Origin of the sequence: Taibaiella koreensis, from assembly GCF_003545715.1 — a bacterium.
Taxonomy (GTDB): domain Bacteria; phylum Bacteroidota; class Bacteroidia; order Chitinophagales; family Chitinophagaceae; genus Taibaiella; species Taibaiella koreensis.
In genome coordinates this window covers 367,568-392,898 of the sequence record NZ_QVNU01000006.1, presented here as the reverse complement: position 1 = coordinate 392,898, position 25,331 = coordinate 367,568, and the positions used below count along the sequence as shown (strand labels likewise).

Annotated in this window: 21 protein-coding genes and 2 tRNA genes; 17 read left to right on the top strand and 6 right to left on the bottom strand. The window is 45.9% G+C overall.

Annotated elements, in window-relative coordinates; translation table 11 throughout:
* Window positions 1–301: 301 nt before the first annotated feature.
* Window positions 302–895, top strand: coding sequence for a carboxypeptidase-like regulatory domain-containing protein (locus DZK30_RS19995; protein ID WP_162903272.1), 594 nt, complete (start codon window positions 302–304; stop codon window positions 893–895).
* A gap of 326 nt (window positions 896–1,221) precedes the next feature.
* Here the strand turns inward: DZK30_RS19995 and DZK30_RS19990 are convergent, their stop codons facing one another.
* The gene (locus DZK30_RS19990) at window positions 1,222–3,090 is read right to left on the bottom strand and encodes an energy transducer TonB (protein WP_118975941.1); all 1,869 of its coding nucleotides are present in this window, start codon (window positions 3,088–3,090) and stop codon (window positions 1,222–1,224) included.
* Between the two features lie 586 nt (window positions 3,091–3,676).
* Window positions 3,677–3,750, bottom strand: a tRNA-Asp gene (locus tag DZK30_RS19985).
* An 86-nt stretch (window positions 3,751–3,836) separates the two neighbouring features.
* On the opposite strand from DZK30_RS19985, the gene DZK30_RS19980 reads away from it, so the two are divergent.
* The 7 genes from DZK30_RS19980 to DZK30_RS19950 all read left to right on the top strand — a co-directional run bounded on the left by DZK30_RS19980 (window position 3,837) and on the right by DZK30_RS19950 (window position 11,758).
* On the top strand, window positions 3,837–4,865 hold the full coding sequence (locus tag DZK30_RS19980; protein ID WP_205529510.1) for a glutamate--tRNA ligase family protein: 1,029 nt from the start codon (window positions 3,837–3,839) through the stop codon (window positions 4,863–4,865).
* Between the two features lie 178 nt (window positions 4,866–5,043).
* Window positions 5,044–5,442, top strand: a complete 399-nt coding sequence (locus tag DZK30_RS19975; protein ID WP_118975940.1) for a hypothetical protein — start codon at window positions 5,044–5,046, stop codon at window positions 5,440–5,442.
* 334 nt (window positions 5,443–5,776) lie between these two features.
* A complete protein-coding gene (locus DZK30_RS19970) occupies window positions 5,777–8,077 on the top strand; it encodes a gliding motility-associated C-terminal domain-containing protein (protein ID WP_118975939.1) in 2,301 nt (766 codons plus the stop codon).
* A gap of 144 nt (window positions 8,078–8,221) precedes the next feature.
* On the top strand, window positions 8,222–9,001 hold the full coding sequence (locus DZK30_RS19965) for an enoyl-CoA hydratase/isomerase family protein (protein ID WP_118976006.1): 780 nt from the start codon (window positions 8,222–8,224) through the stop codon (window positions 8,999–9,001).
* 183 nt (window positions 9,002–9,184) lie between these two features.
* On the top strand, window positions 9,185–10,228 hold the full coding sequence (locus DZK30_RS19960) for a WD40/YVTN/BNR-like repeat-containing protein (RefSeq protein ID WP_118975938.1): 1,044 nt from the start codon (window positions 9,185–9,187) through the stop codon (window positions 10,226–10,228).
* 151 nt (window positions 10,229–10,379) lie between these two features.
* Window positions 10,380–10,453, top strand: a tRNA-Asp gene (locus tag DZK30_RS19955).
* 444 nt (window positions 10,454–10,897) lie between these two features.
* Entirely contained in the window at window positions 10,898–11,758 is an 861-nt protein-coding gene (locus tag DZK30_RS19950; RefSeq protein WP_118975937.1) for an RteC domain-containing protein, read from the top strand.
* A 77-nt stretch (window positions 11,759–11,835) separates the two neighbouring features.
* Here DZK30_RS19950 and DZK30_RS19945 read toward each other — a convergent pair whose 3' ends face one another.
* Window positions 11,836–13,503 (bottom strand): recombinase family protein, encoded by a 1,668-nt coding sequence (locus DZK30_RS19945; protein ID WP_118975936.1) that lies wholly within the window; start codon window positions 13,501–13,503, stop codon window positions 11,836–11,838.
* 844 nt (window positions 13,504–14,347) lie between these two features.
* Between DZK30_RS19945 and DZK30_RS25995 the strand changes: the two genes are divergently transcribed.
* From DZK30_RS25995 to DZK30_RS19925, 3 genes are all read left to right on the top strand, one after another.
* Complete coding sequence (locus DZK30_RS25995) at window positions 14,348–14,950, top strand: hypothetical protein (protein WP_162903270.1); 603 nt, start codon at window positions 14,348–14,350, stop codon at window positions 14,948–14,950.
* A gap of 177 nt (window positions 14,951–15,127) precedes the next feature.
* A complete protein-coding gene (locus DZK30_RS19930) occupies window positions 15,128–15,718 on the top strand; it encodes a YciE/YciF ferroxidase family protein (RefSeq protein ID WP_118975934.1) in 591 nt (196 codons plus the stop codon).
* Between the two features lie 81 nt (window positions 15,719–15,799).
* A complete protein-coding gene (locus tag DZK30_RS19925) occupies window positions 15,800–16,018 on the top strand; it encodes a hypothetical protein (RefSeq protein ID WP_118975933.1) in 219 nt (72 codons plus the stop codon).
* A gap of 660 nt (window positions 16,019–16,678) precedes the next feature.
* Here the strand turns inward: DZK30_RS19925 and DZK30_RS19920 are convergent.
* A complete protein-coding gene (locus tag DZK30_RS19920; RefSeq protein WP_162903269.1) occupies window positions 16,679–17,440 on the bottom strand; it encodes a DUF72 domain-containing protein in 762 nt (253 codons plus the stop codon).
* 441 nt (window positions 17,441–17,881) lie between these two features.
* Between DZK30_RS19920 and DZK30_RS19915 the strand changes: the two genes are divergently transcribed.
* From DZK30_RS19915 to DZK30_RS19890, 6 genes are all read left to right on the top strand, one after another.
* On the top strand, window positions 17,882–18,682 hold the full coding sequence (locus DZK30_RS19915) for an SDR family NAD(P)-dependent oxidoreductase (protein ID WP_118975932.1): 801 nt from the start codon (window positions 17,882–17,884) through the stop codon (window positions 18,680–18,682).
* Window position 18,683: 1 nt separating this feature from the next.
* The gene (locus DZK30_RS19910) at window positions 18,684–19,859 is read left to right on the top strand and encodes a zinc-dependent alcohol dehydrogenase (RefSeq protein WP_118975931.1); all 1,176 of its coding nucleotides are present in this window, start codon (window positions 18,684–18,686) and stop codon (window positions 19,857–19,859) included.
* 33 nt (window positions 19,860–19,892) lie between these two features.
* Window positions 19,893–22,061, top strand: a complete 2,169-nt coding sequence (locus DZK30_RS19905) for a catalase (protein WP_118975930.1) — start codon at window positions 19,893–19,895, stop codon at window positions 22,059–22,061.
* Between the two features lie 105 nt (window positions 22,062–22,166).
* Window positions 22,167–22,655: a low affinity iron permease family protein gene (locus tag DZK30_RS19900; protein ID WP_118975929.1), complete on the top strand. Its 489-nt coding sequence runs from the start codon at window positions 22,167–22,169 to the stop codon at window positions 22,653–22,655.
* The gene (locus tag DZK30_RS19895) at window positions 22,621–23,106 is read left to right on the top strand and encodes a CinA family protein (protein WP_118975928.1); all 486 of its coding nucleotides are present in this window, start codon (window positions 22,621–22,623) and stop codon (window positions 23,104–23,106) included. The genes DZK30_RS19900 and DZK30_RS19895 overlap by 35 nt, the downstream gene beginning before the upstream one ends.
* Before the next feature lies 1 nt (window position 23,107).
* On the top strand, window positions 23,108–23,782 hold the full coding sequence (locus tag DZK30_RS19890) for a DUF6766 family protein (RefSeq protein ID WP_240432958.1): 675 nt from the start codon (window positions 23,108–23,110) through the stop codon (window positions 23,780–23,782).
* A gap of 135 nt (window positions 23,783–23,917) precedes the next feature.
* Here DZK30_RS19890 and DZK30_RS19885 read toward each other — a convergent pair whose 3' ends face one another.
* Both DZK30_RS19885 and DZK30_RS19880 read right to left on the bottom strand, forming a co-directional pair.
* On the bottom strand, window positions 23,918–24,658 hold the full coding sequence (locus DZK30_RS19885) for an SDR family NAD(P)-dependent oxidoreductase (RefSeq protein ID WP_118975927.1): 741 nt from the start codon (window positions 24,656–24,658) through the stop codon (window positions 23,918–23,920).
* 92 nt (window positions 24,659–24,750) lie between these two features.
* Window positions 24,751–25,305: a YciE/YciF ferroxidase family protein gene (locus DZK30_RS19880; RefSeq protein ID WP_118975926.1), complete on the bottom strand. Its 555-nt coding sequence runs from the start codon at window positions 25,303–25,305 to the stop codon at window positions 24,751–24,753.
* Window positions 25,306–25,331: the final 26 nt, after the last annotated feature.

The window sequence follows — 25,331 nt, the reverse complement described above, 5'->3', positions numbered from 1 at the left end:
AGCTATTCCCAGCTGATAATTGGAAAAAGAAGGTATCGATATGGAGGTAAGATCAAATGAGCCTTGGCTTAATTGAAGCGTCCGACATAACTAAATGCCATTAAATGAACATCTCTTTTGGCTATCCAAAATTATGGAGCAACACAGGACGCGGCATTTGGCAAATCAACTTTTTTTAGTTCATGACTACTCAGAATTTTATCAAGCGCGCCTGGAATGTCTATCTCCCTATATTGAGAAATCTCCTGCAGACTTGCATAAGTTCATCAACGACTTCACCGGTAAAAATTAGAATAATAATATGGCAAAATCACTATTGATAACATTTGCATTCCTATTTACGATAGGTAACACTGCTATTTTTGCCCAGGGCAAAACGGAATTATGCCCGCAATCGCCATTTGATTCCTCGGCCGCCGAAACCATGCTGGGCCGTGGCACATGTACTATAGAAGGCACGGCTCAGGCAACAAGAAATGCCCAGACCTGGTATGCAAATGGTATTGAAATAAGACTGTATCCTGTAACGCCTTACCTGGAAGAATTCCTGGAACTGCACAAGAAAAAAGCCGGTGGAAAAACAGCTGTCTATATGTCTGACGTAGCTTATAAAACAGCCCTTTCAGTTACCTGTGATGAAAACGGCTTTTTCCGGTTTCGGGGACTTAAGCCCGGAAAATACTACCTCCTGGCTTATTTCGACTTTGCAGAAAAGGGGATAAATGTTGTTGATGATGGCTCTGTGCGGAATGGCCCCGAAATAACACGCTTTTATCATGAAGAAGCTTACACCAATAATTATAGTCATCGGCTGGAGATTATTGTGACCCTGGACAAAGAAGGCAGCACTGAAAAAATTAAATTAAGAAGGAGACCAGGTATATCTGGCAGATAATCGTACCCTCAGCGGCTTATGCGATGGAGTGTTGCAGACAGTCTTTTATATTCGAATCTAGATACGGGGTAAGGGTTTTCCATTGAAAAGTAAAAGGACGCGATAATGAGCGGTAGGGGATTCCTTTTACAGGAAAAAGCAGGAGAATTTTTTCAATTTTCCCGCTCAGCGGACGGGCCGGGAACAAACCCGTCCCCACCTCTGTTGGGGGATGATAGGGCAGTATGCTAATGGACAGGCAGGGCTGTAAAATAGCTTTCAATGCTCGGAAATGCCGCTTGATCCTTGAGCATCAACTTATTTCAGGATGGGATACACTTTTGAGCCTAGTAAACATCATAATCTGTAAAAGAAGGTGGCTCCGTATCTGTAGCGGCAATAAGGTTATGATCACGTAAATAGGTTATCCATAAGTTCCTACGTTCGGATAGGAAGGTTTTAAAGACAGGCCCCCATCGGTGCTCATTTCTGGCTGGCATACCTAATCTCGTGTCAAATGTCGATTCTAATATCTTGATGACTGCAAATACCCCAAAATCACGTTTACTCTGGCCTGTAAAGGGTATGCTAAGGTCAAACTTTAAAATCTCGTACACCTTTTTATAATCAAGGCTGCCCTGTTCGTCCTTTATTTGAAGACCGGTTTTATTAAGATAGTATTGATACAGACCTATCTCGTCCATCTTGTTGTACATAGACAAGAAACTATCAGTTATATCGGAATCAATTCCGTTATAATCCACAGGCACTCCGAAAAACTTTTGAATGAACTCCGTGTTGTTCCAATTAAATGTTCTTTTTAGTTTTCTAAGATAGAGGAGTGTGGTGCCTAATTGATTATAATCTGCAAATTCTGCAAGATCGTGTATCTTGGTTTCTATATCCTTTTCGGGAATAGTAAGGTGCGACACTTTTTCCATACTATCCGCAAGGTTAATAACAACAGGAAGTACATCCAGATTTTCAGGCCATTTGTTGGGGCGTCCGGCTTGGAACTTTTTAACGCGTTCTTCCTTTTGCCATTTTCTTACTTCAATCTCATCTATGTAGCTTCCGGAGAGAACCGCCCGTATATTCTTTTTAATATCATTATCTTCTGCTTCTTTTTCTAAATTTCGAAGCAGAGCGCGCGTAGCCTCATTACAGCCATTGAATTTCGTAAGGTAAAGATTGAGGCTTCCAGCTATACTTATACGGCTATAGATGCGAGCTTTTTTAAGAAATGAATTTAATTGCCGCTTATCGGAGACGATTAACTGCCATTTCAGGCTGTAAAACTTATTTAATATACGCCCCGCTGATTGGCCGGCTCGCCATTGCATTTCATTGATCAAGGCCCAATATTCGACTGCGGTAATCTCTTCAGGTGTAAGAGTATTAATTAACTTATTTTCTATCTCATAGACAGTTGCGTAGTCTATTTTTCCTGTACATAAGGAATCCAATGATCCTTGTAGCCTAGCGCTGCCTTTGTAGTCAATATTATTAGATCTGCAATATTGAGTCAGCTCTGCTATTGGTACCAGGAAGCGATCTGTTAAAAAATGTTTGAAGAAGTTGTAATTGTCCTGCTTTGCTTTGATTGCTACTTCTGAAACTACTTTTGGATCAATTTCCGTTAGCATTATAAAAGCATTTCGCGCTGAGTCCGCATTCTCATCTTCCATTTTTTTGTATAACAATTTCGCATCGGAATAGGTGACAGTTGTTTCTTCTTTATTATTATAAGTGTTCGAAGATTGAGAGGCGGAATATGCTGCTTTGTCGCTCTCTTTATCCCGTAATCTAAAATTTACAGGCAGGGTATAAAATGATCTTTTCGCTCTGGTAATCATCTTGCCCTCCTCCATTTTTGTAGATTTTCCCGGCTCCCACTTTGGCATAGATTTTATCATCCTAATTACTTCTTTATCGCAATCAGGAGCAATACCTTTAATGATTTCCACTTCGTCGGTTGTACCATCTTCCGTTATTACAAACTTTGCTACAACCTTTCCTTCTATCCCTCTTTTTTTAGCTTTGGGCGGATAAACGAGATTGTTAGCAACGAATTCACTTAAAGCTCCCGGCTCTCCTGAAAATCGTGGCTCCGTTTCCATAGTAATGTAACTCTCAGTAGGTGATTTCTTTTCCTGTGCCAGAAGCGTTCCACATAGGAAAGACAGAATTATTACAAATATTGTTTTTATGCTCATGATACTTTTCGATTCAATAGTCCATTTTGTTTGTTGCCTATGCTGTTGCTGTTGTTTGAATCAACAACATGATAGCCTTATCTCAACTTGTCCACCTTTTTCTTTATCAACTCCGAAGGTTTCATAATAAAATCTACAGCAACACCTTGATAAGTTCTTCACAATCTCAACAGGCCTTTTCTTCATTAGCGATCAAATATAATGCAATGCTTGAATTAGTGCTACTCAATAATTAGTCTCTCAACTAGTCATACCTTTTTTAGCCAAAAGAGATTTTAGCCTTAAGTGATTAATAATGATGACATGCAAAATGAGCTATTGAGGAATAAAACGACAAAACCCGTTACTATCGCGGTTTTTACTCTTTTTTTGGCGGGCCGGGAACGAACCCGTTCCGACTATCGTTGGGACCATTACAAGGCGGCATGCTAACCAACTATAAACTGAGTAGCTGTATTTTAGGGCTGGCAGTAAAGCCGGAATGCGCATGGCTATATATTTTCCCATTCCACCGCGCCGCTGCGTGCGCCGCGAGAAACAAAACTTACCATAAACAAAAAAGCCCCACATTTCTGTGAGGCTTTTGCGGACTGGACGGGACTCGAACCCGCGACCTCCGCCGTGACAGGGCGGCATTCTAACCAACTGAACTACCAATCCATTCCCCTTTCGGGAGCGCAAAGGTAAATGCTTTTCTTGAAATTGCAAATTATCGGGCAATTTTAATGTTTTCCCCGTCCGGATGCTTGAAATGGATTATCCTGCGACCGGTACGGAGCATAGCGCTGCAGACCTTCCCGGCCGGCGCGGCGATGCTATTTTTCCCCGATCTTTACCGGCCTATGAATAGCGGCGAAAACAAGGAAACAGGTAGGGCAGACAAAGGACCACTCCAACGCCTTAAAACGAGGATCGCACCTACTCCCAGCGGGTACCTGCACCTGGGCAATGTCTTGTCCTTTGCACTGACCGCCTTGCTGGCAAAGCTCTATGATGCTGCTATTGTGCTGCGGATCGATGATATGGATCAGCAACGGGCGCGGCCTGAATACGTACAGGATATTTTCGATACGCTTCACTTTCTGGAACTACCCTGGGATGAGGGCCCCCGAGACGCTCAGGACTTTAGCAGGGCGTATTCCCAACAGCACCGCATGCCGCTTTACCGTCAGGCTATGGCGCAACTGAAAGCAGGTGGGAACGTATTTGCCTGCGATTGTTCCCGCAGCGATATATTGAGAAGGGACGCTTCTGGTTCCTATACCGGCGCCTGCCGCGAACGTGCTCTTGCCCTGGATGATGCGCCGGGCCTTTCCTGGCGTCTCGATACCAGCAGGCCTGTACCGCTGTCCTTAAACACGCTACAAGGCAATACTACGGCCAGATTGCCTTACGATCAACAGTACTTTGTGATCAGGAAGAAAGACGGCTATCCCGCTTACCAGCTGACTTCCCTGGTGGACGACCTGCATTTCGGCATCAGTCTTATTGTACGGGGGGCAGACCTATATGGCTCTACGCTGGCACAGCTCTACCTGGCGAGGGTCCTGGGCGATCAGGTATTTTCCGGCAACCTCTTTTACCACCATGTCCTGCTTGTACAGCCCAACGGGGACAAGCTTTCCAAGTCGGCCGGCGCGACTTCTGTACGTTACCTGCGGCAGGAAGGAAAAACAGCGGCCGATATCTTTACCCTGATCGGTAACCAGTTGGGCATTCACGGTACGATAAGGGGCTGGCAGGAACTGCTTCCCCTGCTGCCGGCATTGTCCTGACAAAGCCATACTTTCTCTCGAGCACCTCATCATGCATTTACTGTAGGCAGTGTCGGTCAGTGCGTCGGTCCATTTTTTGCCACAGATAAAGACCCCGATCATTTTCATCAACCCTTTGTACTTTTACCCACCGCTGATTACATCGTGATTCAAACATCAGGAAAGCGGCAACATATCTATGGGCTCTTCTTACCTGGACAAATGGCTGCTGTACTCCCGGAGCATAGGCAATGCTAACAGCCACGATGGGCTGATACATCCGGACGATCTCCTCAAGGCAGCACAAAAAGAACCAGGCATACTGGAGTGTATTGGTGAAGAAGGGGAGTATCTTATTCTGAAAAGATTGGATGGGGTCACGATCCGGGCGAAAGCGGCAGGTATCCACTGTGTATTGCCTTCGCCCCGGTTCCGAATGGGCGACCGGGTACAGGAGATCGCCCGCCCCGGCGTACAGGGACTTATCTCCGGTATGCTGTGGCATTATAAGGATGCCGCCTGCAAATTCTTTATCATGGTTGATGGCAAAAAGAAGAGCCGGCGCTATCGCGCTGAGGAGCTGGCAGTTCTTCCCTGAGGGCGCATCCCGCCAGGGGGCGCAGTATATTCAGCCTTCGGAGGGGCAGCTGCGCCATTCATTGTTGCAACAGGTATTTTGCGCCAGCCAGTTAATGTTTTTCCTCTGTATGAGGAACTTAAAGCAGGCTATGCGGTTGCTCCTGTTCCGTGGCGGCCGGAGGTATTTCAAAAAATAATTTTTAAATTAACTTTAACCCAACGGATGAGAATTTCTTGAAGTCTTATCTGTAAGGACAGACCAAGCCTGATAGAATTATTGCACCATCGTTCTCCTTAGGTCGGCCAGAGATTCATCGATTGTTTTTGTTTTAACCCCAAAAACCAGCATTCACATGAATAGAGGTTTACGATTTTCTTTTTTGTTGACATGTTGTGCCCTTTTGCTCTTTACCGGTACGGTGCGGGCACAGTTGCTTCCCCCCAATTTACCGGAACAGAATGCCTGCGATGCGCTGCAGCTCTGCGGCAATTTCTTTTCGCCCTATAGCTATCAGACCGTAGGCACCGTAAACGACCTGCCTTTTACCCCTTGTGGCAATGGGGAGGCCAACTCTGTATGGTTCCGTCTCGAGATCACCAGCCCGGGTATTCTGGTATTCAAGATCGTTCCGGTAGATACCGCCGACGATTATGACTTTGCGGTGATCGATATTACCGGCGGCGATTGTGCCAATATCCAGCAAGCGCAGGTGATCCGCTGTAACTTCAACAACAATATCCAGCCCAATACTTATTATTACGGCGGCGTTGTGGGGCTCAATACGACCTCCACCCTTACGTCCGTTTTCGGTGGGGCTTATGGTCAGCCTTTCCTGCAGCAGATCAATGCCAATGCAGGCGATGTATACCTGATCATGCTGAATAACTACGGTCACGACGATTGCTCCGGTAACTGTCCCGGATCGGGTTTCCTGCTTGACTTTGCCGGTAGCACTGCCCAGTTCAACCAGCCGCCGCCTCCTAAATTACTGGAAATCGCCCCTGTTTGCGATATGTCGCATGAAATAACAGTGCACTTAAGCACTAATGCCTTGTGTAGCTCCATTGCTACCGACGGCAGCGATTTCTTCCTTACACCCTCAGGTACCATTCAGTCCGTAACCGGCATCAACTGCTCCGGTACGGCCGGCTATACCGACAAGATCAAGATCACCTTCAATAGCCCCTTACCCAACGGAGACTACTCCATCCATGCGAAAACCGGGACCGACGGCAATACCCTGCTGGGGCTCTGCAACGCAGCGCTCCAGCTACCCGATTCCCTTAGCTTTCATGTGGGTATCGATCCTATTGCCTATCTCTCTCTCGATTCGCCGGCCTGCCAGCACTTGAAGATCAACTTCAATACGCCTGTGGCCTGCAACTCCATTGCGGCCGATGGTTCCGACTTCACCATCCTCGGGCCTTCAGGGGTAACGATCGCGTCTGCTACCGGACCAGGTTGTGTTCCCGGCGGCTTCGCTTCTTCGGTGGTGCTTAATCTCTCGGCCCCCATTGCGGTCGACGGCCTGTACAGGATCCGGTCAAAGATAGGTACAGACGGTAACTCGCTTAACGATACCTGCGGCCGTATTTTGCCGCCACAGCAGGACCTGCCGTTTATCGTCAATTCATTTAACGGGGTCATACAGGCTTATCCCGACAGTACGACCTGTGCTATCGGCGATGTGGTCAACTTGTATTCTGTCAATAATGGGCCACCGCCTGCCGGGGGCTTCAGCTACCACTGGACGCCGGCCACGGGACTTTCCGACCCGACGGCTCCTGCAACACAGCTGACGGTACCCTATATGCGCAATTACTATGTGCTGGAAACGATAGATGCCAATGGCTGCTACCTCCGCGACTCGGCACACCTGATCGTGACGCCTTTTGTTGGTCAGATCAACCCGTCAAAAACAGCCATTTGCCTCGACGATCCCTTTGTTATTCACGCCTCAGGTGGCGCGCAGTATGCCTGGTACGACAATCCGGGACTTACCGGCACGCCGCCTACGCTCAATTGCAGCGACTGCGCCGGCCCCGAAGCTTTGCCACCACTGGGGGTTAATAATTACTACGTAGTGATTACCAATAGCGCGGGCTGCACCGATACACTGAAGTCGGAGATTACGGTGAATCCCAAACCGACAATTGAGTCGTTCCCTGTTGATACAACGATCAAATATGGCAGCAGTATTGCCTTACACGCTTTTGGTGGCACCTTCTATACCTGGTCGCCTACCAGTACACTCAGCGACGGCTTCTCGGGCAGTCCCATGGCAACACCTAAGGAGACGACCGCTTATGTAGTGACCGGAGCCAATGAGTTTGGCTGTATTGCTATGGATACTTCATTGATTCGGGTCGATTTCAGAAGCCCTGTACTGATCCCCAATGCATTCTCTCCCAATGGAGATGGCCTGAATGACGTGTTCGGCGTGCAGAACTTCAAGTTCCAGAAATTGCTTGAGTTCCGCGTATTTGACCGTTGGGGCAAGCAGATATTTGAAACCAACAATCCCGCCAAAGGCTGGGACGGTACGATCAACAACAAGCCGGCCAACCAGGATGTGTACTACTATATTATCCGGCTCGGGTATGCCGACGACTATGTCGAAACCTTTAAGGGCGATGTGACCCTGATCCGGTAAAGCATTGTAATAAGCCATGAGAACCGCCCTGCAGTCCTATGTGACTGTAGGGTTTTCTCTTTTAAGCCAATAGCCTTATATTTGACAGCGTTAAAAAAGCGGCTTGCCGTTTCTTTCTTTTTTCAAAATTTTTCTTACAGCAAAATGTATCAGACCCTTAAAACAGAACTGTCCGAAGGTATTTACACCATTACCGTCAATCGTCCCGATAAGCTGAACGCCCTCAATAAAGACGTGATCAACGAGCTGGGACAGGCGCTGGATGAAGTATACAACAATGCCGAAATCCGTTCGGCCATCATTACCGGCGAAGGCGCCAAGGCTTTTGTAGCGGGCGCCGATATTACCGAGTTTACCGATCTGGATGCGCAGGGCGGCGCCGCATTGGCGCAGGCAGGACAGGATAAAGTATTTAGCAAGATCGAGCAGGCGCCCAAGCCCATTATTGCGGCGGTAAACGGCTTTGCTCTGGGTGGTGGCTGCGAGTTGGCCATGGCCTGCCACTTCCGTACTGCCAGCGAGACGGCACGGTTTGGCCAGCCGGAAGTGAACCTGGGCCTCATTCCGGGCTATGGCGGCACACAGCGCCTGGTACAGCTGATCGGTAAAGGGAAGGCCATGGAGCTGCTGATGACTGCTGATATGATCAAGGCTGATGAAGCCAAAGCGCTGGGATTGGTTAACTATGTATTCGGAGCGGAGGAACTGCTGCCCAAAACCCGCGAGCTGCTGCTGAAGATACAGGCTAAAGCACCCCTGGCCGTGAGCAAGATCATTGCCCTGGTAAATGAAGCAGCTACAGCCAGCGATACCGGCCTCAGCAATGAGATCAAGGCTTTTGGCGAGTGCTTTGGCACCGAAGACAAGAAAGAAGGTACGGCTGCCTTCCTCGAAAAAAGAGCAGCTGTATTCAGCGGTAAATAAATAGTCTGGTTGATGGGCTATGCCCTAAAGGATACTTTACAGGAGCCGGTCCCGGATAAGGGCCGGCTTCTCTTGTTAAACATAGCACTTATCGGCCGGGGACCCAACGGGGACTACATTTTTTGTCGTCTTCCTTTGTACTTTAGACTTTTTTTTATAATCTTGAGAAAAAATTACAAGTACATGCAGAAAGGATTTCTACCTTCCGTTTTAATAGCCTCGGCCATTGCTTTGGTTACATTGCAGGGATGTAAAAAAGACAATGGTATAGGCGTGGATAACGACAAGGTAGTCAAAACGCCTTACAGCCTCTATGTCGCCGACGATAAGGGCTGGCTCGTGAACAGCACGGACGGTACAACCTTCTCCGGAATATTTCCCCCTGACGGCTATGCGCCCAACCTTATCCTGACCTCTGGTACCAACCTGCTGATGCTGAAGCAAAACCTTCACCTTAGCGCCAACAACGGGAAGAATTTCAACCCGGTATTTACCAATGTAAAGCATTTCCCCTGGCAGACCATGGCTTATGATTTCCCGGGACACAAGAGCATTTATATCTGTAGCAATACGGAGAAAGGGATTTCGGTAAGTAAAGACAATGGTAAAACCTGGCAGGAAGACCTCGCTTGGGACGATAACCTGCCACCGGCTTTCAATATCTCCAGCTTTTCGGGACTGGGCAACAATGTCGTGTTTGCCTATTCCAGCCTGAACAACCTGATGTTCCGCAAAGATGGTTCTGATGCCAATTGGAAACCTGCGCTGATGGAAGGTGATTTTCTGCGGGCCGATGGCACCGATTATTTTCTGACCTCTAATGCCAATACACTTTTCTTAACCGACTATATGGGACGTGGCGGTGTATGGTACAGCACCAATGAAGCGCTTAACTGGACCCGCATAGGGCAGGGAGCGCTGCCTACCTCTCATCACTGGAACTGTGCGCTTTCTCCCGATGGCGGCAACAGCCTGCTGGTAGGAACGGATACAGTGGGTGTATATCGTGTTGAAAATGGTGCTTTCGTATCGGCAACCGTGGGCCTTGAAAAAAATACCAGCGTATACCGTATGGCCCTGAAGAAAAATATTTACAAGAACGATGCCACGAGGACCTATGTATTCATTGCCACCAATAAAGGGATTTACCGCAGCGAAAACAGTGGCCGTAGCTGGGACAAGATGACCTTTGGTGCTTTTGACGCTTCATACAAAGCAGCTTACTAAGGATTTTTACAGACTAAGAATATGCCAGGGCCTGCACCGAAACGTGCAGGCCTTTGTAATAGATGTTTTTTTAGAAAAGAATTTTGCGATTTAAAAACCAGCCCTTATCTTTGCACTCCTTTCGACAGAGAAAGGTAATATTGAAAGTGTTGGATTGGTAGTTCAGTTGGTTAGAATGCCGCCCTGTCACGGCGGAGGTCGCGGGTTCGAGTCCCGTCCAGTCCGCAAAAGAGCAAAAAACAGTAACGTTTTTTGCTCTTTTCTATTTCACTTAAGTTCAACTATTTGTAGTTCTATAAAATAGGATATTCTTAATTTCGAGCATATTGTTTCAATTTTTAATTTGTTTTCCATAATCTCTCGCTGAATCCATTTAAATAATTGAATTTCAAATGCTCATTTAAGCATAATATAACGGGCAACTATCGCTATTACATATTACATCTTAACGTTATTAATAAGAGTAGAGTACGGGATTTGAACCGCTATCAACTAATTTATAATCAACAAATTTCAACGCCATAAACACAGTGTATATATTGGATTTTGGCCGAAGAGCATACATTCAGCTAAAAACAAGGGAACGTTTGAACCATAATTGTTCCGATAGCTTGTAAATTCTTTTATGATTATCATTTTTCTTCAACGAACTACATAGATCCAACTTAAATGAATTTTAAGGCTACCAGCGATCACCTCTATTCAGAAATGCAATCCGAGCTTTACAACTTGAAAGCAAAGTCGCTTTCAAATATTCAAAGGGCAAAGGATTCAGCGCTAATATCTAAAAGGTATCTAAATGAGCTAAAGAATTTCATAAATAGCCACAATTTTGAGGACAAGGAAGAAGAAATATGTTATTTCAAACGAGTGCGGCCTATGTTTTCACGCGAAATGGATTACTATGCAATGCTTTTGGAAATTGAGTCTCGGTGTCCAATTGGAGATAATAAAGCAATTTTAGATTATTACAAAAGCCAAATTGATTTGTTAAGCGTTAGACTTAAGGGGAATGCCTTCCTTTATCAATATTATACATTTAACGAAGATTGTGACGATTCACTATTTTTTGTTAGAAATCCAGAAGGATGCGCACATGTAATTCTGAATGATCTCGACTTTGATAATCATACTTCCAATGTTTACAGCGCAAAATTTGGGGAGATGCAGGCAATTGAAGATTTAATCTCATACTTAGATCTTGAAATAGTTAACCAGAGCAAAGATAAAAACGGTGATAGTGAGACATCCAAAGAATCAAAGTCTAATCGAGTGTTTTGGAAAGGTTCTCTAGCCCATTTTTATGAACTGGTCTTTGCTTTAGTAGATGCACAAGCTGTCACCGGAAACATTAAACAGGTAATGACTGTACTTGGACATTGTCTAGATGTAAAACCTGGAAATTACTATGGATATTATCAAGCTATGAGAATCCGTAAAAAGGACAGGACTCCTTTCCTAAATTGGCTAATTAAATGCCTCTTAAAAAGAATGGATGAAGGTGATGAATATCCTCTCTCAAAAAAATAGTGAACATACGTTATAGCCGAAGCTTAGAAGCCAATAGACGCAAGTAAAAACTTGAATAATAATCCATCACACTTGTTTTATTCTTTCCGAAAAAAAGGCCAAGTTATTCTCAATATCAACAAAACCATGTTAGCCATAAAATCAAGAATATACTGTGCCTTTTGAGCATCAATGGTTCTATTCTTCGATTGTTCGCAAAGTATGATCTCCGATATCATTTCTTGATTAATTGAGTCTAGCTCATTAACCCAATTGAATCTTTGGGCGTCCCTGAACACTTCCTGGCAAGCTACACCATATACCATTTGTGCTTGCCAAATTAAACTGTTGGCCATTTTGAAGTGTTCTGATAGTATAATTTCCTGGTCAATTAAAAGGTATAGAAATTGCCTTTTATTGAGAATGTCTGCGGTGGCCCAAAAATAGCCTGGATTCGTTAATTTCTTTAGGGTTGATTTTAAAGCTACTTTCGCCAGCTTCTCTTGCCTTTTGGATTCTTGAAAATCCATTGCAAGTCGCTTAATGTGGCTTTCGCAATCAGCCTTTATTAGCAGGAAGTCCTCAACCGTTATTTCATTCGTTGACTGAAGCATATTGGCCTTAACAATACGATCAATTAGCTTATGAATACTATTTGAAAGCACGACTTTTGTTCTGGCTACATCTTGCTGTTGCTGCTGCAGAAAACTGTTCAGGATACGATGAAAGATATTGGTATATCCTTCACCAGCGACTATCGTTCCTATTTGATTTTGGAACTGCTGGTTTACCTTGTCTGCACGGATTCTGAAACTTTTACAACGATAGCAGTGATAATAGGAATAGTGTGCATATCGTCCTTTTGAACGGCTTCCTGTTAACCTCTTACCGCATTGGGGGCAGGAGACGAATCCTCTTAAAATGAGCTTTTGGTTTGTTGACTCGGAAATACCTGACTGTCCCCGCTTACTCCTCAAAGTCTGCTGTACCTGCTTAAATAGGAGTTCTGAAACTATCCCCGTATGCTTGCCGTTGACAAAGTGCGAAGGTTTATCATCAAAAGCTGGCACATAGACTTTGCCGCAATACGCCGGATTTTGGAGAATTCTCCAGAAGTTACTTCTGCTGCATTGCATTCCCTCGGCAAGTAATTGTTCATATATGGATTGAATACTACGTTTTGGGTTGGCCGCGATAAGTATAAAAGCGGTTTCGATAAATGATGCTTCATACTCCTTAATGCTCAGACATTTTTCTCCCAGGCAAGTGTAAGTATAAGTATAGCCTAAGGGTGGATGAGAAGTCCATCTTCCTTGTTCTCTTGCCTCATGTATTCCTTGTTTGACATTTAAGGAGCGCCTTTCGTTTTCTACTTCAGAGGTAGCTATGTATACAGCAAGAAGAATCTTATTCTCTGGAATTGACAGGTCAAGCGGTTGATCGATTGCTTGCGTCATTACTCCCATTCTTTTAAGCATTGCAATTGTAGCAAAAGCCTCAGATGCGTTCCTGCTAAACCTATCCCACTTAGTAAACAAAAGGAGATCTGGACACGCCGCATGCCGCTCTTTCAAGCTACGCATTAATCTGTTCCAAGCCGGTCTATTAAACGTCTTAGCAGAATGATCTTCTCTAATGATATCAATGACTTGTATCTTATAAAGCGAGCAATACTCTTGTAGTTTCTTTTCCTGAAATGGAAGTGAGTACCCCCTGAGCGCCTGCTCATCAGTACTTACTCTAACATATAGGAATGCAGATGACATGTGCCAAAGACATTTCGGGGCAGTAAATTAAGCTGCGGCACATAGCTATTGCAAAAATAAGGATAATTATCCCTATGTCGAATTATCCTTAAAATCTTCTTTTGTGCAGTGCAAAGGAAGATCAGGAAGCCCTATTATAGAGATGATGTCTTTCTCCAGAAGTTAGGAGAAAACATCAGGGCTTTGCGTTTGAAAAAGGGCTTAACCCAAATGGAGCTCGCCTTTGCTTGTGGCGATAAAGACTATTCTCAAATCAATAGATAGAACTTGGGAAGGTCAACTTCTCCGTTTCTTATTTATCACTATTGGCTAATGCGTTAGATGTCGAACCAAGGGAAATACTAAGCCATTGTTAATATGATCGTTTGCTTTATGGCACTTTAACTTTCGAACCTAGTCCTCAAGTATCTATTCATATAATTAAATGTAAAAACTGCAAACTTCCTTAGGAGTAAATCTTATGAAATTGCTCTTATCAAGTTTCAATTTGTCCAAAATCTTCTTGTTGTTATTCGAGCTTACATGAATAAAAACTCCGTAATTTCTCCTGCACCATTACGAAAAGCTTCTAAAAGTTATGGTTTAATTCGTGATATTCTGCCAACGTTAGCCCTATCAAATGCGCAATAGCACTGTCTGTTAGTCGTGTCCGGTACCTTTAGTCTATAAAAGGTTAATATCAGTACAAACACTTAAGGCCTCACCCAGACATCTACCAATTCAATTCTTCTGCGCTATTCTATTGTACCATATGTTTCCCCGATCGGGACTTATTGAGGCCTCCCTTTCCCTGCTGAAAAAAAGTTGCTACTGATAGATAGCTATTTATATTTAGGTACTGTTTTTGGACTTATCCTGGTATCTCTATACTATTTTAAAATCGACACAATGGCAACGACAAACAATCGACGCAGCGGCCGGTCAGGCGGTCAGGGTACATCTTCCAATCGTGGTGGAAACACCTCACGCAGTAACAGTAACAGTTCCGGCAGAAACAGCCGTAGTAATGATTATGAAGAGGAGGATGACTCTTTCGAAGAAGGCTACAGAGCGGGCTATGAACAAGGCTATGAAGATGGTGAGAACGGTGATGACTATGATGATGAATACGAAGAAAGCTATGAAGACGAAGATGATGATGACTATGATGAAGATTACGATGATGATGAAGATTACGATGATGAAGATGAAGATGATGGCCGCAGCAGCAGGTCAGGTAGAAGAAGAGCTTCCGGTCGTTCGTCGGGTACATCCGGCAGGACCCGTACCAACAGTTCATCTGGTCGATCGTCTAATAGCCGGTCATCACGGTCTTCCTCGTCTTCGGGTAGAAGTTCCTCCGGCCGGGGATCCGGGTCGGACAACAATTTTTCCGGCCGTAATGGGGCGTCGAGCAGAAAATCATCTGGTTCAGGTGGATCAAGCAAAAGAGGATTTGCCAGTATGAGTAAGGCTGAACGTACCCGTATATCCTCTATGGGAGGAAAAGCATCCCATGGCGGCGGTAGAAGCGCCAATAACGGACGCTCCGGATTTGGCGGCCGCAACCGTTAAGTTTAATATTCAAGGGGGAATGATCGATTCTCCCTTGATACTTTTTATCCCTTTTTAAAATTTTGCCACAATGAAATCAGAAACCACAACTGCTGTCTCAACAGCAACTGAAGATACAGCAAGTAGCTCACCCAAAACTTCGAAAACAATTGCCAAGTCGAATGACAGAGATCCGCTAAATCTATTTTTCCTGAACGCGCTCAAAGACATCCTCTGGGCAGAAAAGGCGCTTACCGAAGCTTTGCCAAAAATGAGAACAGCTGCCACTACAGAGGCGCTAAAAGATGCATTCGAAGATCATGAATTACAGACGCGAAAACACATTTCAAGACTGGAGAAAATATTCTCTTTACTGGGGCAAAAAGCTGAAGCGAAGAAGTGTGATGCTATGACAGGCCTGATTAAGGAAGGAGAGCACGTGATCGAATCTACGCCAGAAGGATCAATGACCCGGGATGCTGCCTTGATTATTGCGGCGCAAAAGGTAGAGCATTATGAGATCGCTTCTTATGGAGGCCTGATACAATTGGCCTTGACGCTCGATCACGAAGATGTTGCCGAAATATTGGAGAGAACCCTTCAGGAAGAAGAAGACACCGATAACCTGCTTACAGATATTGCCGAAGGCGATATTAATTTTGAAGCAGGCGAGGAGCATTGATTACTATAAATATAAGCGAAACCACCGCTGAAACTATAGAATCTTTTGGCAAATTTCTTTATTAAACTTAAAAAAATAATTATGGCACACGAAGGTAAAACAACGGAAGCAATAGAAAGTCAGACCGCTAAGATTCCATCTACAGTATTTCTCGGCGCTGCGATTGCATCAATGGGTGTTTCACTCGCACTAAAAATTGCAGGATGTAAGCATACCGCATTATTTGTCGGACAGTGGGCATCTCCCTTTTTGTTATTGGGGATTTACAATAAAATTGTAAAGACGGAAGGTCATGATTAAGCAGCGTATGAGTTGATGGGCAATATTTGTCCAGGCTTCGCCCCCTAAGGCTTCATTACATAAAGCCTTAGGAGAGTTGTCTTGATGAGATCATTTAGATGCTCAGAAGGATGTTAGCTGGTACACATTATTCTGATAATAGGCTAAGTATAACTATGTTTAAAATATAAGCCTCCCAATTGGGAGGCTTATATTTTAAACATACATTTTAAAAACTCGCTTTGGATCAAATCTTACGAAATTGCTATCGTCAAGATTCAATTTATTCAGTAATCGGGGAGAATTATTGGAACTGACACGGATGTAGAACTCTGTTATGTTCCCTTGTGAATCCGTGAAAGCCTCAATTGGTCTGTGGTTTAATTGTCCATATTCCTCCAGGCTAAGGCCTAGCAATTTTGCTATCGCAAAATCTGTAAGACGTACCCTATACTCTGGCACATCTGGTGGTGTGGTATACATATTGTAAGCTACTTATTAAATCTAGTAAGGCGTAGCATTTGTGAGAACATTGTATTGATGTTTAGACGTTCTTATGACTACAAAAAATGCCAACACTTGCGATCTTTAAATCTTGTTTTATCAGGATTTGCTTTGATAACCAATTAGCATAATTTATCACTCTCCTTAAGCTTAAAGAAAACAACGAATGGCATGCATTCAAACAATCTGAAAATCATCGTGAAGAATTTTTTTTAAGGTTCGCAGATTATCCAATGCCCCGCCCATAGTGTTATTAAAGTAAACGTATACGACCTTTCCGGCACGCAACCACTCCACAATATATCCAGCATATTCAAACAGGAATCCCTGGTCATAGCTCCCTTTATAATTTCCCTCCGGTCCGTGAAACCGCAGGTAAGTATGTGGTGCGTACAGCTCCGGATGAGGGGAGGCGCTGCCCGATTTGTCGTGAAACACCATAGCAGTATTGTATGTATTTAGCATATCATAAGTTGGCTCACAATACCAGGAAGGGCTCCTGAATTCAACCGCGACTGACCACCGATCGTGGTTGATCAGCTGCAATTCGGACAAGAGTGATGCTACCTTTTTTAGCATTGGATACCGGACCGATGCCGGGAATTGTATAAGAATGCAACCTGGGTTGTTCCCGGCGCCGGTGATCACTTCAAAGTATTGTTCTAATGCAGCTTGATCAAATTCCAGGTTCGGGCTATGCGTAATTTCTTTCCAGAGCTTAAATGTAAATCGAAAGTCCCCACCTACGGAAAGGACCCACTGCCCTATGGTCGAGGCTTTGGGAAGCTTATAAAATATGGAGTTAATTTCAATAGAATTGAATAGCGTACCGTAGATGTTCAATCTGCTCTTTCCTTCAAGCGAAAGGGGATAAGCCTGGCGGTTTTTATAAGGCAGGACCAGTCCACTGGTTCCCAGGTACAATTGCTGTCGATCCATATCTATAAGGGTTATTTGATAGATTGATACAATCTGCAACAGCAATGGTAAGTTAATGTTCGGGTTAATGCAAGAAGCATTTTGCCCTTTAGGGAAACTCCGGTTATACAGTGCTGAAGCTTCTGCTACAAGTACGAGATAGGCTGAACTTTTTTCAGGACATGTCAGCCTAATAAGCGTTACAGATATTCCCCGACACGGGAATTTAATTTCGTTTCTACATGGCCCTATTGAAAATAGCTGGAGCTTCCGAGAATTGACTTCTAAGGATTTAACTAAAAATCCTGATTAATTATTTCCCGGCATAAAGATTGTTTCTACATACATACTGCAAGTTCGATACTAAAGTTGAATTCAATTGCGGCATTAATCCGAACCCCATGTTTCTATCCCATTTAGAGCGGCTTTAGCTGATGACCAATTAACCAAAACGAATAAGCAATGGATAAGCATTCAAACTACACGCTAATTACCGGTGGCACTTCGGGTATCGGTTACGAATTAGCTAAGATCTTCGCCAGTAATGGCCACAATCTCGTCATCGTAGCTCGGGACACTGGCGAACTAGAACAAGCAAAGAGCTCGCTGCAAATTCACGGGGTGACTATACTTGCCATTTCGAAAGACTTGTTTGATCCTACGGCTGCTTTTGATTTGTATGATGAACTAATACAGAAAAATGTTGTCGTCGATATATTGGTCAATAATGCCGGCCAGGGGCAATACGGAGAATTTGCAGACACAGATATACAGCGCGAGCTGGATATCATTCAGCTCAATATTGCTTCTCTGGTTGTGCTCACCAAGCTGTTCCTTAAGGATATGCTTACCCGCAAGGCGGGACGCATTTTAAATCTGTCTTCAATTGCCGGCAAAGCGCCTGGGCCTTTTCAGTCGGTATACCATGGCACCAAAGCGTTTGTACAATCCTTTACAGAAGCGATCCGGGACGAAAACAAGGATTCTGGCGTTACGATTACCGCTCTACTGCCCGGCGCCACCGATACCGATTTTTTTGCTAAAGCGGACATGCTGGAATCAAAGGTAGTACAGGAAGGAAAGCTGGCTGATCCCGCCCAAGTGGCCAAAGATGGTTATGAAGCATTGATGAATGGCGATGACATGGTAGTATCTGGCTTTATGAATAAGCTAACCATAGCACTTAGCGCCCTACTTCCCGATAGTGTAAAGGCCGGTCAGATGCACAAACAACAGGAACCGGTTAACCCTAAAAACAAATGATATGAAAGCAGCTGTGATACACGGCCCCGGAAAAGTAACCTGTGATACGGTAGCTGACCCGGGGATAAAAAATGAAACGGATATTATTCTTAAAGTGACTGCGACCGCGATCTGTGGCTCCGACCTGCACATTTACTCGGGCAGTATTCCTCAGCCACGCCCCATGGTGCTCGGTCACGAATTTATGGGCATCGTAGAAGAGACCGGTAAAGCGGTAACTCATCTTAAGAAGGGCGATCGCGTTGTCGTACCCTTTCCTATTGCCTGTGGCCACTGCTTCTTTTGTACTCATCATCTGCCAGGTCAATGTGAAGAGAGCAATCCGGAACATTACGGCCCAGAAGGTGGATTACTGACCGAGAAAGGCGGCGCACTTTTCGGTTATACCGATTTGTACGGTGGCTACGATGGCGGTCAGGCGCAGTATGTGCGGGTCCCTTACGCAGATGTAGGCCCGCGCAAAGTGCCGGATGGATTGACTGATGAGCAAGTGCTGTTCCTTACCGACATCTTTCCCACAGGATATACCGGGGTCGACTGGGGAGAAATAAAAGGTGGGGAAACGGTAGCTATTTTCGGAGCGGGGCCGGTAGGGATCATGGCCGCAAAGAGCGCGCGGCTTCGGAATGCAGGTCGCGTCATTGTCGTCGATACGCTGGCCTATCGGCTTGATATGGCAAGGAACGCCGCTGAATGTGACACCATCCTTTGGGAAGGCAACACGGCAAAGGACGTAGTAGAACAAATACGGAGCCTTACCGGCGGCCGCGGCGCAGATGTGTGCATCGAAGCCGTAGGTTTTGAACCCGATCGTTCGTTCCTCGATCGCGCAAAAGCAGTGATTCATATGGAGAAGGGATCGCCTAAGGTAATAGAAGCCTGTATGAGTGCGGTCCGGCGAGGTGGTATTGTTTCGGTGCTGGGTGTCTATCCTACTACCTATGACAATTTTCCGCTGGGCCAGTTCTTTGATAAAGGGATCATCATGAAAGGCGGGCAGGCTCCGGCGCACAAGCATATCGATAAACTGTTGGGCTATGTACAGGAAGGAAAAGTGAAACTTAATGATATCATCACACACAGGCTGCCGCTGACCAGGATAGCAGACGGCTACGCCATGTTTAAAAACAAAGAGGATAACTGCGTTAAGGTTGTGCTTGATCCCTGGGCTGAATAAAACAATTTTCCTCCATCTGCTAAAAGAAAAATTATGTCAGACACCTCCGCACCTAATTCCGCCGAACCGAATAAAAAAGCAGCAGATCTTACGCCGGATACCGAACAGGGTTCGGGTCAAGAAATGACCAGCAACCAAGGTTTGAAAATCAATGACGATCAGAATTCGCTTAAAGCAGGCGATAGGGGTCCAACATTAATGGAGGATTTTCTCTTCCGAGAAAAAATGACCCATTTCGATCATGAACGTATCCCGGAACGGGTTGTGCATGCCCGTGGTTCGGCAGCGCATGGCGTTTTTAAATTGTATGAGCCGATACCCCAGTTGACCAGGGCTGGTTTTCTAAATGATACAACAGTCGAAACGCCCGTATTCGTTCGCTTTTCTACCGTTGCCGGCTCAAGAGGTTCTACGGATCTTGCGCGCGACGTACGTGGCTTTGCCGTAAAATTCTACACGCAGGAAGGCAACTTCGACCTGGTAGGTAACAACATGCCTGTGTTCTTTATCCAGGATGCAATCAAATTCCCGGACCTTATCCACGCGGTTAAGCCGGAACCTCATAACGAGATGCCGCAAGCAGCGTCGGCGCACGATACCTTTTGGGATTTTATTTCCCTGATGCCTGAGTCGACGCATATGATCATGTGGCTGATGAGCGACAGGGCTATCCCGCGAAGTTATCGCATGATGGAAGGTTTCGGGGTACATACCTTTCGCCTGATTAACGAATCGGGCGAATCCCATTTCGTTAAATTTCACTGGAAGCCTCTGTTGGGCGTTCACTCCGTCGCCTGGGACGAGGCGCAAAAACTATCCGGTAAAGATCCCGACTTTCACAGGCGCGACCTTTGGGACGCTATCGAGCATGGCGCTTTTCCCGAATGGGAGCTGGGTATACAGGTCGTCGCCGAAGCCGATGAACATAAGTTCGATTTTGACCTGCTCGATCCTACGAAGATCATTCCCGAAGAATTGGTACCGTTGCGGCGCATTGGTAAAATGACCCTTAACCGCAACCCCGACAATTTCTTTTCTGAAACAGAGCAAGTAGCCTTTCATGTGGGCAATGTCGTTTCCGGTATCGATTTCACCAACGATCCGTTGATGCAGGGCCGGCTCTTTTCCTACACCGATACGCAGCTCATACGTCTGGGTGGGCCTAACTTTCATGAGATCCCCATCAATAGACCGATAGTGCCGGTGCATAACAACCAACGCGACGGCTTTATGCGGCAACAGATCAATAAAGGCAGGGTGGCCTATCATCCCAACTCATTGGGAAGCGGTTGTCCTTTCCAGGCAGGCATGGCCGATGGTGGCTTTACTTCTTTTGCTGAAAAAATCGATGCACAAAAAGTAAGGAGCAGGAGCCGCAGCTTCTTCGACCATTTCAGTCAGGCAAAGCTGTTCTTTAATAGTCAGTCTGAGCCGGAAAAACAACATATGATCGATGCGCTTTCCTTTGAGCTGGGAAAGGTAGAAACCTTGGCAATACGAAAGCGCATGCTGGGCATTTTGTCCCTGGTAGATGGCACACTGGCGGCAAGCGTTGCGCTTAAGCTGGGCCTTGAGGTACCAGAGCCGGAACAGCCGATCAACAAAAGTATACCCGCTGATGGCAACCCCGAAGACTTTGAGCCAGTAATTACAGCGCCTTCGCTGGAACGCTCGGAGGCTCTCAGCATGGAGCATACCGCTAAGGATACGATCCAAACCCGTAAAATAGCGATACTCGTGGCAGATGGGGTCGACAGCGCTACCCTGATAAAGATGCAGGATGCGCTGAGTGATCAGGGCGCCGTTACAGAGATCATTGCTCCGCGGCAAGGTGTGGTTATAGCCGAAGACGATACAATGGTGCCGATCAATCACAGTTTCCTCACTGCTGCTTCCGTATTCTATGATGCTGTTTATATTCCGGGAGGTACAAACTGCGTGGCGACGCTGGCCGCAGATTCCGATGCCATCCATTTTCTTAATGAAGCCTACAGGCATTGCAAGGCAATAGCCGCCGACAAGCAGGCGATGCAGGTGTTGGAACAAACTTATTTTGCAAAAAGTGTGACAAAGGGTACAGCCGGGAAGAATGACGGTTTAATAGTGAGCGATGATTTGACGGTGCTTGAGGATAATTTTATTGCGGCTATAAAATTACATCGTTTCTGGGAGCGGGAAACAGCGCGAAAAGTGCCTGCATAGCTTTAATGAGAAAAAATGATTAATTCACCAAATATGCTTCAATAGCACTCAATAAAAGATAACCACAGGGGAGAGACTTTCGTTTCTCCCTTTTAAATCCATCATATGAGTACTAAGAAAAAAGAAAGCGGGTTTGAAAAGCTTGCCAATAAAATTACTTGCTGGACGGGATCTTCAATGGCCTTTGGTTTTGCTGCAGGTGCGGTATTAGTTTGGATTATCACTGGTCCGGTTTTTAAATTTTCCGATACCTGGCAGCTGGTAATCAATACAGGTACCACCATTATCACATTCCTTATGGTATTTCTTATTCAGAAGACCCAAAATAAGGATAGCAAAGCAATCCAGCTAAAGCTTAACGAATTGATCGCAGCCAGTCAAAAAGCGAGCAATCGCATGGTGGATATCGAAGACTTGCAGGAATCTGAACTGGATACACTACATAGCTACTACCAGCGCTTGTCGGACAAGGCAGAGGAGGATGATGATATTCACAAGTCGCACTCTATTGATGCGGCGGACGACCTACAGGAAGAAAAAACAAAAGCCAGAAGAAAAGATGGCAGCGTACCAACAGATAATCGAGACATGTAGCGAGCTAATAGCCGAACGGAAACTGACCATTGCATTTGCCGAAAGTGCTACGGCCGGAAAGCTGGCCTATGCATTTTCCCAGACGCCTTTTTCGGGTGAGGTTCTGAAGGGGGCATTGGTATGCTACAATGCGTATATCAAAGAAGAAGTACTGGGTATAACTGTCGCAATGATCAAACAATTTACGCCTGAATCTGCAGAGGTAACTCGGGAAATGGCTGTTCGTATACAGCAATTGATGAGCGCAGATCTGGCTGTGGCTGTTACTGGTCTGACGACAACAGGTGGAAGCGAACAACCGGGAAAGCCGGTTGGGACCATGTTCTACTGTGTGTTGTATGGTCGTGAGATCCTCGAGCGAAAGAAGATCTTCACAGGTGAGCCAGCAGAAATCATTGATCTGACCATTGAACAGATCGCGAAAACGATTATTCACTTATTGGAAAATTAACATGATGGCGAAGTATAAGCAAAAAAGCTTTTTGTACCGGAACAGCCTTTCAGTTGTTTTTATATCCTTGTTCCTGCTGGCCCTGGCAGCACAAGCCTTTTTTGGATGGCGCGAACATAATGAAATCCTGTCCGATTCTGGTGTAGCGGAAACCGGCTTTTTAAGCTATTTGGGCAGCGGTCATTTTTACGCGGCAACTTTTGAAAATTTCCAGAGCGAGTTTCTACAAATGGCTTTATATGTTGTGCTCACGATTTCGTTGAGACAGATCGGTTCTGCAGAATCGAAAGATATCGGTAAGCCGGAGGAGGTAGACCGTGTTCCTGATCCGACGCGCCCCGATGCACCTGGTCCTGTAAAAAAAGGCGGATGGCGGCTGCGGCTTTATCAGCATTCTCTGTCCATTGCTTTTCTTTTGCTATTCCTGATCAGCTGGGCCGGCCATTTGTATGGAAGCTACAGGGAGTTCAATGAACAGGAAGGCTTAAAGCACAAGCCGCCGAAAAGTATTGTTGATTTTCTACAAGAGCCTCAGTTCTGGTTTGAGACCTTCCAGAACTGGCAGAGCGAATTCCTGTCAGTAGCCTCTATCGTTATCCTTTCCATCTTCCTGAGACAAAAAGGATCACCGGAGTCCAAGCCTGTCGACGCGCCGCATATGGAGACCGGAAAGTAAGAGGCGTTAGGGTTGTCCGGTTACTTTTTTCGAGCGTCTTTTTCTTTCTTCATCCTTTCTTTCAGGCCACCTTCAACACCTTGCGTTGGTAAGGTGTGGTAGAGATTGCCGGGGCCTGGTGGCTTTTCTGGTGTTTTAGTCGTCTGGTATTTGTGTGTCATATCCGATCCTATCCGCTCCACGCGGCCAAAGCGGTTTTCGCCTTCCAGCCCACAGCAATTGACCGGCGTCCGCGTATACAGGCGTGCACGGTACATTCACGGCCTTACAGGCGGGATCTAGTGCCATCATGCGGGGAGCATGCCCGATATATGTTGCCGCATGATCCCATAGCGGAGTATCCAGCGCGTAAGGCAATATGGTCACCACCCTGATCTTTTTATAACCATTCAGGCGCAGCTCCTGCCGTCTGGTATTGCCAATATTCTGCACGCCGGCTTTCGATGCCGAGTAGGCGGCCTGGTAAGCGGTTGATATATTGCTTTCTACCGATGCGATATTGATCAGCACGCCGGAACCCTGGAGGATAAACTGCTTCATCGCTACGCCGGCATTGTTGATCCAGATGTCGATGCGGCCAAAGCGTTTGCTCACAGTGTCTGCCAGGCTTGCCATTTGCTCATCCGAAGAAACGTCGGTAAGAAGCACGAGGGCCCGCCCGCCTGCAGCTTCGATCTCAGCCGCGACCTTATTCAGCTCCAAACGATTCCTGGAGGCCAGCACCACAATAGCCTTACAGCGGCCGGCTTCCAGCGCAATACCCCTGCCCAGGCCGCTGGAAGCGCCGGTGATTACAAAAACCTTTGAAGAGAGCTGTTCCCTTTGGCGGCCGGTTTCCGGTACGGCACGAAGCCAGCAGCAAAAGGAGCCCAGCAAGCAGCAGGAATCCTTTCAACATAATTTTGTTTGGCGGCGCAACAGCAAGGTCCGCGACATCGGATGGATGGTTCATAAACCTTCGTTTTCCATTATTCACTTGCCGCTGCTTCGTTGACAGAGCCTTCCGCGATCTGGGTAAGCAGCTGGTCCGTTTGCTTTTCCTCGTCGAGCGTCTGTTGCAACAACTTTTCTGCACCTTTCAAACCCAGTGTAGCCGACAGCGTACGTAAAGTGCCATAGGTCGCCATTTCATAGTGCTCTACTTTCTGGGCGGCGGCGATAAGCGCGACATCTCTTACTTCCGAACCTTCTTCTGTTTCTTCGATGAGCTCTTCCGCCTCTTTGATCAGGCCTTCCATGGCCTCGCATTTCTTAGAGGCCGGTCTTTTGCCGAGGTGTTCAAATACCTGTGCCAAACGCTCTACATGGCCCTCTGTTTGTGTCATATGGTCTTCGAAGGCTTTGCCCAGCTCTTCCGATGTCGCAGCTTTGGCCATCTTCTTTAGCGCTTTGACCAATTGTTTTTCTGCCCAGTTAATATCTTTGAGAGAATTGACGAACAACTCCATGAGGGCTCCCTCTTCCTGCGTCGTACGCTTTTTGCGTGTAGTGCCTTTCGCCGGCGCTGTTTTGGTTTGTGTCATAATACTATCGGTTTTTATGTGGTGAA

What these genes read in the sequence shown, in the direction of transcription:
- DZK30_RS19930 (WP_118975934.1), top strand. Translation starts at nt 15,128, where the DNA reads ATGAAATCAGAAACCACAACTGCTGTCTCAACAGCAACTGAAGATACA.
- DZK30_RS19900 (WP_118975929.1), top strand. Translation starts at nt 22,167, where the DNA reads ATGAGTACTAAGAAAAAAGAAAGCGGGTTTGAAAAGCTTGCCAATAAA.
- DZK30_RS19910 (WP_118975931.1), top strand. Translation starts at nt 18,684, where the DNA reads ATGAAAGCAGCTGTGATACACGGCCCCGGAAAAGTAACCTGTGATACG.
- DZK30_RS19905 (WP_118975930.1), top strand. Translation starts at nt 19,893, where the DNA reads ATGTCAGACACCTCCGCACCTAATTCCGCCGAACCGAATAAAAAAGCA.
- DZK30_RS19890 (WP_240432958.1), top strand. Translation starts at nt 23,108, where the DNA reads ATGATGGCGAAGTATAAGCAAAAAAGCTTTTTGTACCGGAACAGCCTT.
- DZK30_RS19880 (WP_118975926.1), bottom strand. Translation starts at nt 25,305, where the DNA reads ATGACACAAACCAAAACAGCGCCGGCGAAAGGCACTACACGCAAAAAG.
- DZK30_RS19975 (WP_118975940.1), top strand. Translation starts at nt 5,044, where the DNA reads ATGGGCTCTTCTTACCTGGACAAATGGCTGCTGTACTCCCGGAGCATA.
- DZK30_RS19915 (WP_118975932.1), top strand. Translation starts at nt 17,882, where the DNA reads ATGGATAAGCATTCAAACTACACGCTAATTACCGGTGGCACTTCGGGT.
- DZK30_RS19970 (WP_118975939.1), top strand. Translation starts at nt 5,777, where the DNA reads ATGAATAGAGGTTTACGATTTTCTTTTTTGTTGACATGTTGTGCCCTT.
- DZK30_RS19995 (WP_162903272.1), top strand. Translation starts at nt 302, where the DNA reads ATGGCAAAATCACTATTGATAACATTTGCATTCCTATTTACGATAGGT.
- DZK30_RS19925 (WP_118975933.1), top strand. Translation starts at nt 15,800, where the DNA reads ATGGCACACGAAGGTAAAACAACGGAAGCAATAGAAAGTCAGACCGCT.
- DZK30_RS19920 (WP_162903269.1), bottom strand. Translation starts at nt 17,440, where the DNA reads ATGGATCGACAGCAATTGTACCTGGGAACCAGTGGACTGGTCCTGCCT.
- DZK30_RS19990 (WP_118975941.1), bottom strand. Translation starts at nt 3,090, where the DNA reads ATGAGCATAAAAACAATATTTGTAATAATTCTGTCTTTCCTATGTGGA.
- DZK30_RS19895 (WP_118975928.1), top strand. Translation starts at nt 22,621, where the DNA reads ATGGCAGCGTACCAACAGATAATCGAGACATGTAGCGAGCTAATAGCC.
- DZK30_RS19960 (WP_118975938.1), top strand. Translation starts at nt 9,185, where the DNA reads ATGCAGAAAGGATTTCTACCTTCCGTTTTAATAGCCTCGGCCATTGCT.
- DZK30_RS19950 (WP_118975937.1), top strand. Translation starts at nt 10,898, where the DNA reads ATGAATTTTAAGGCTACCAGCGATCACCTCTATTCAGAAATGCAATCC.
- DZK30_RS19945 (WP_118975936.1), bottom strand. Translation starts at nt 13,503, where the DNA reads ATGTCATCTGCATTCCTATATGTTAGAGTAAGTACTGATGAGCAGGCG.
- DZK30_RS19965 (WP_118976006.1), top strand. Translation starts at nt 8,222, where the DNA reads ATGTATCAGACCCTTAAAACAGAACTGTCCGAAGGTATTTACACCATT.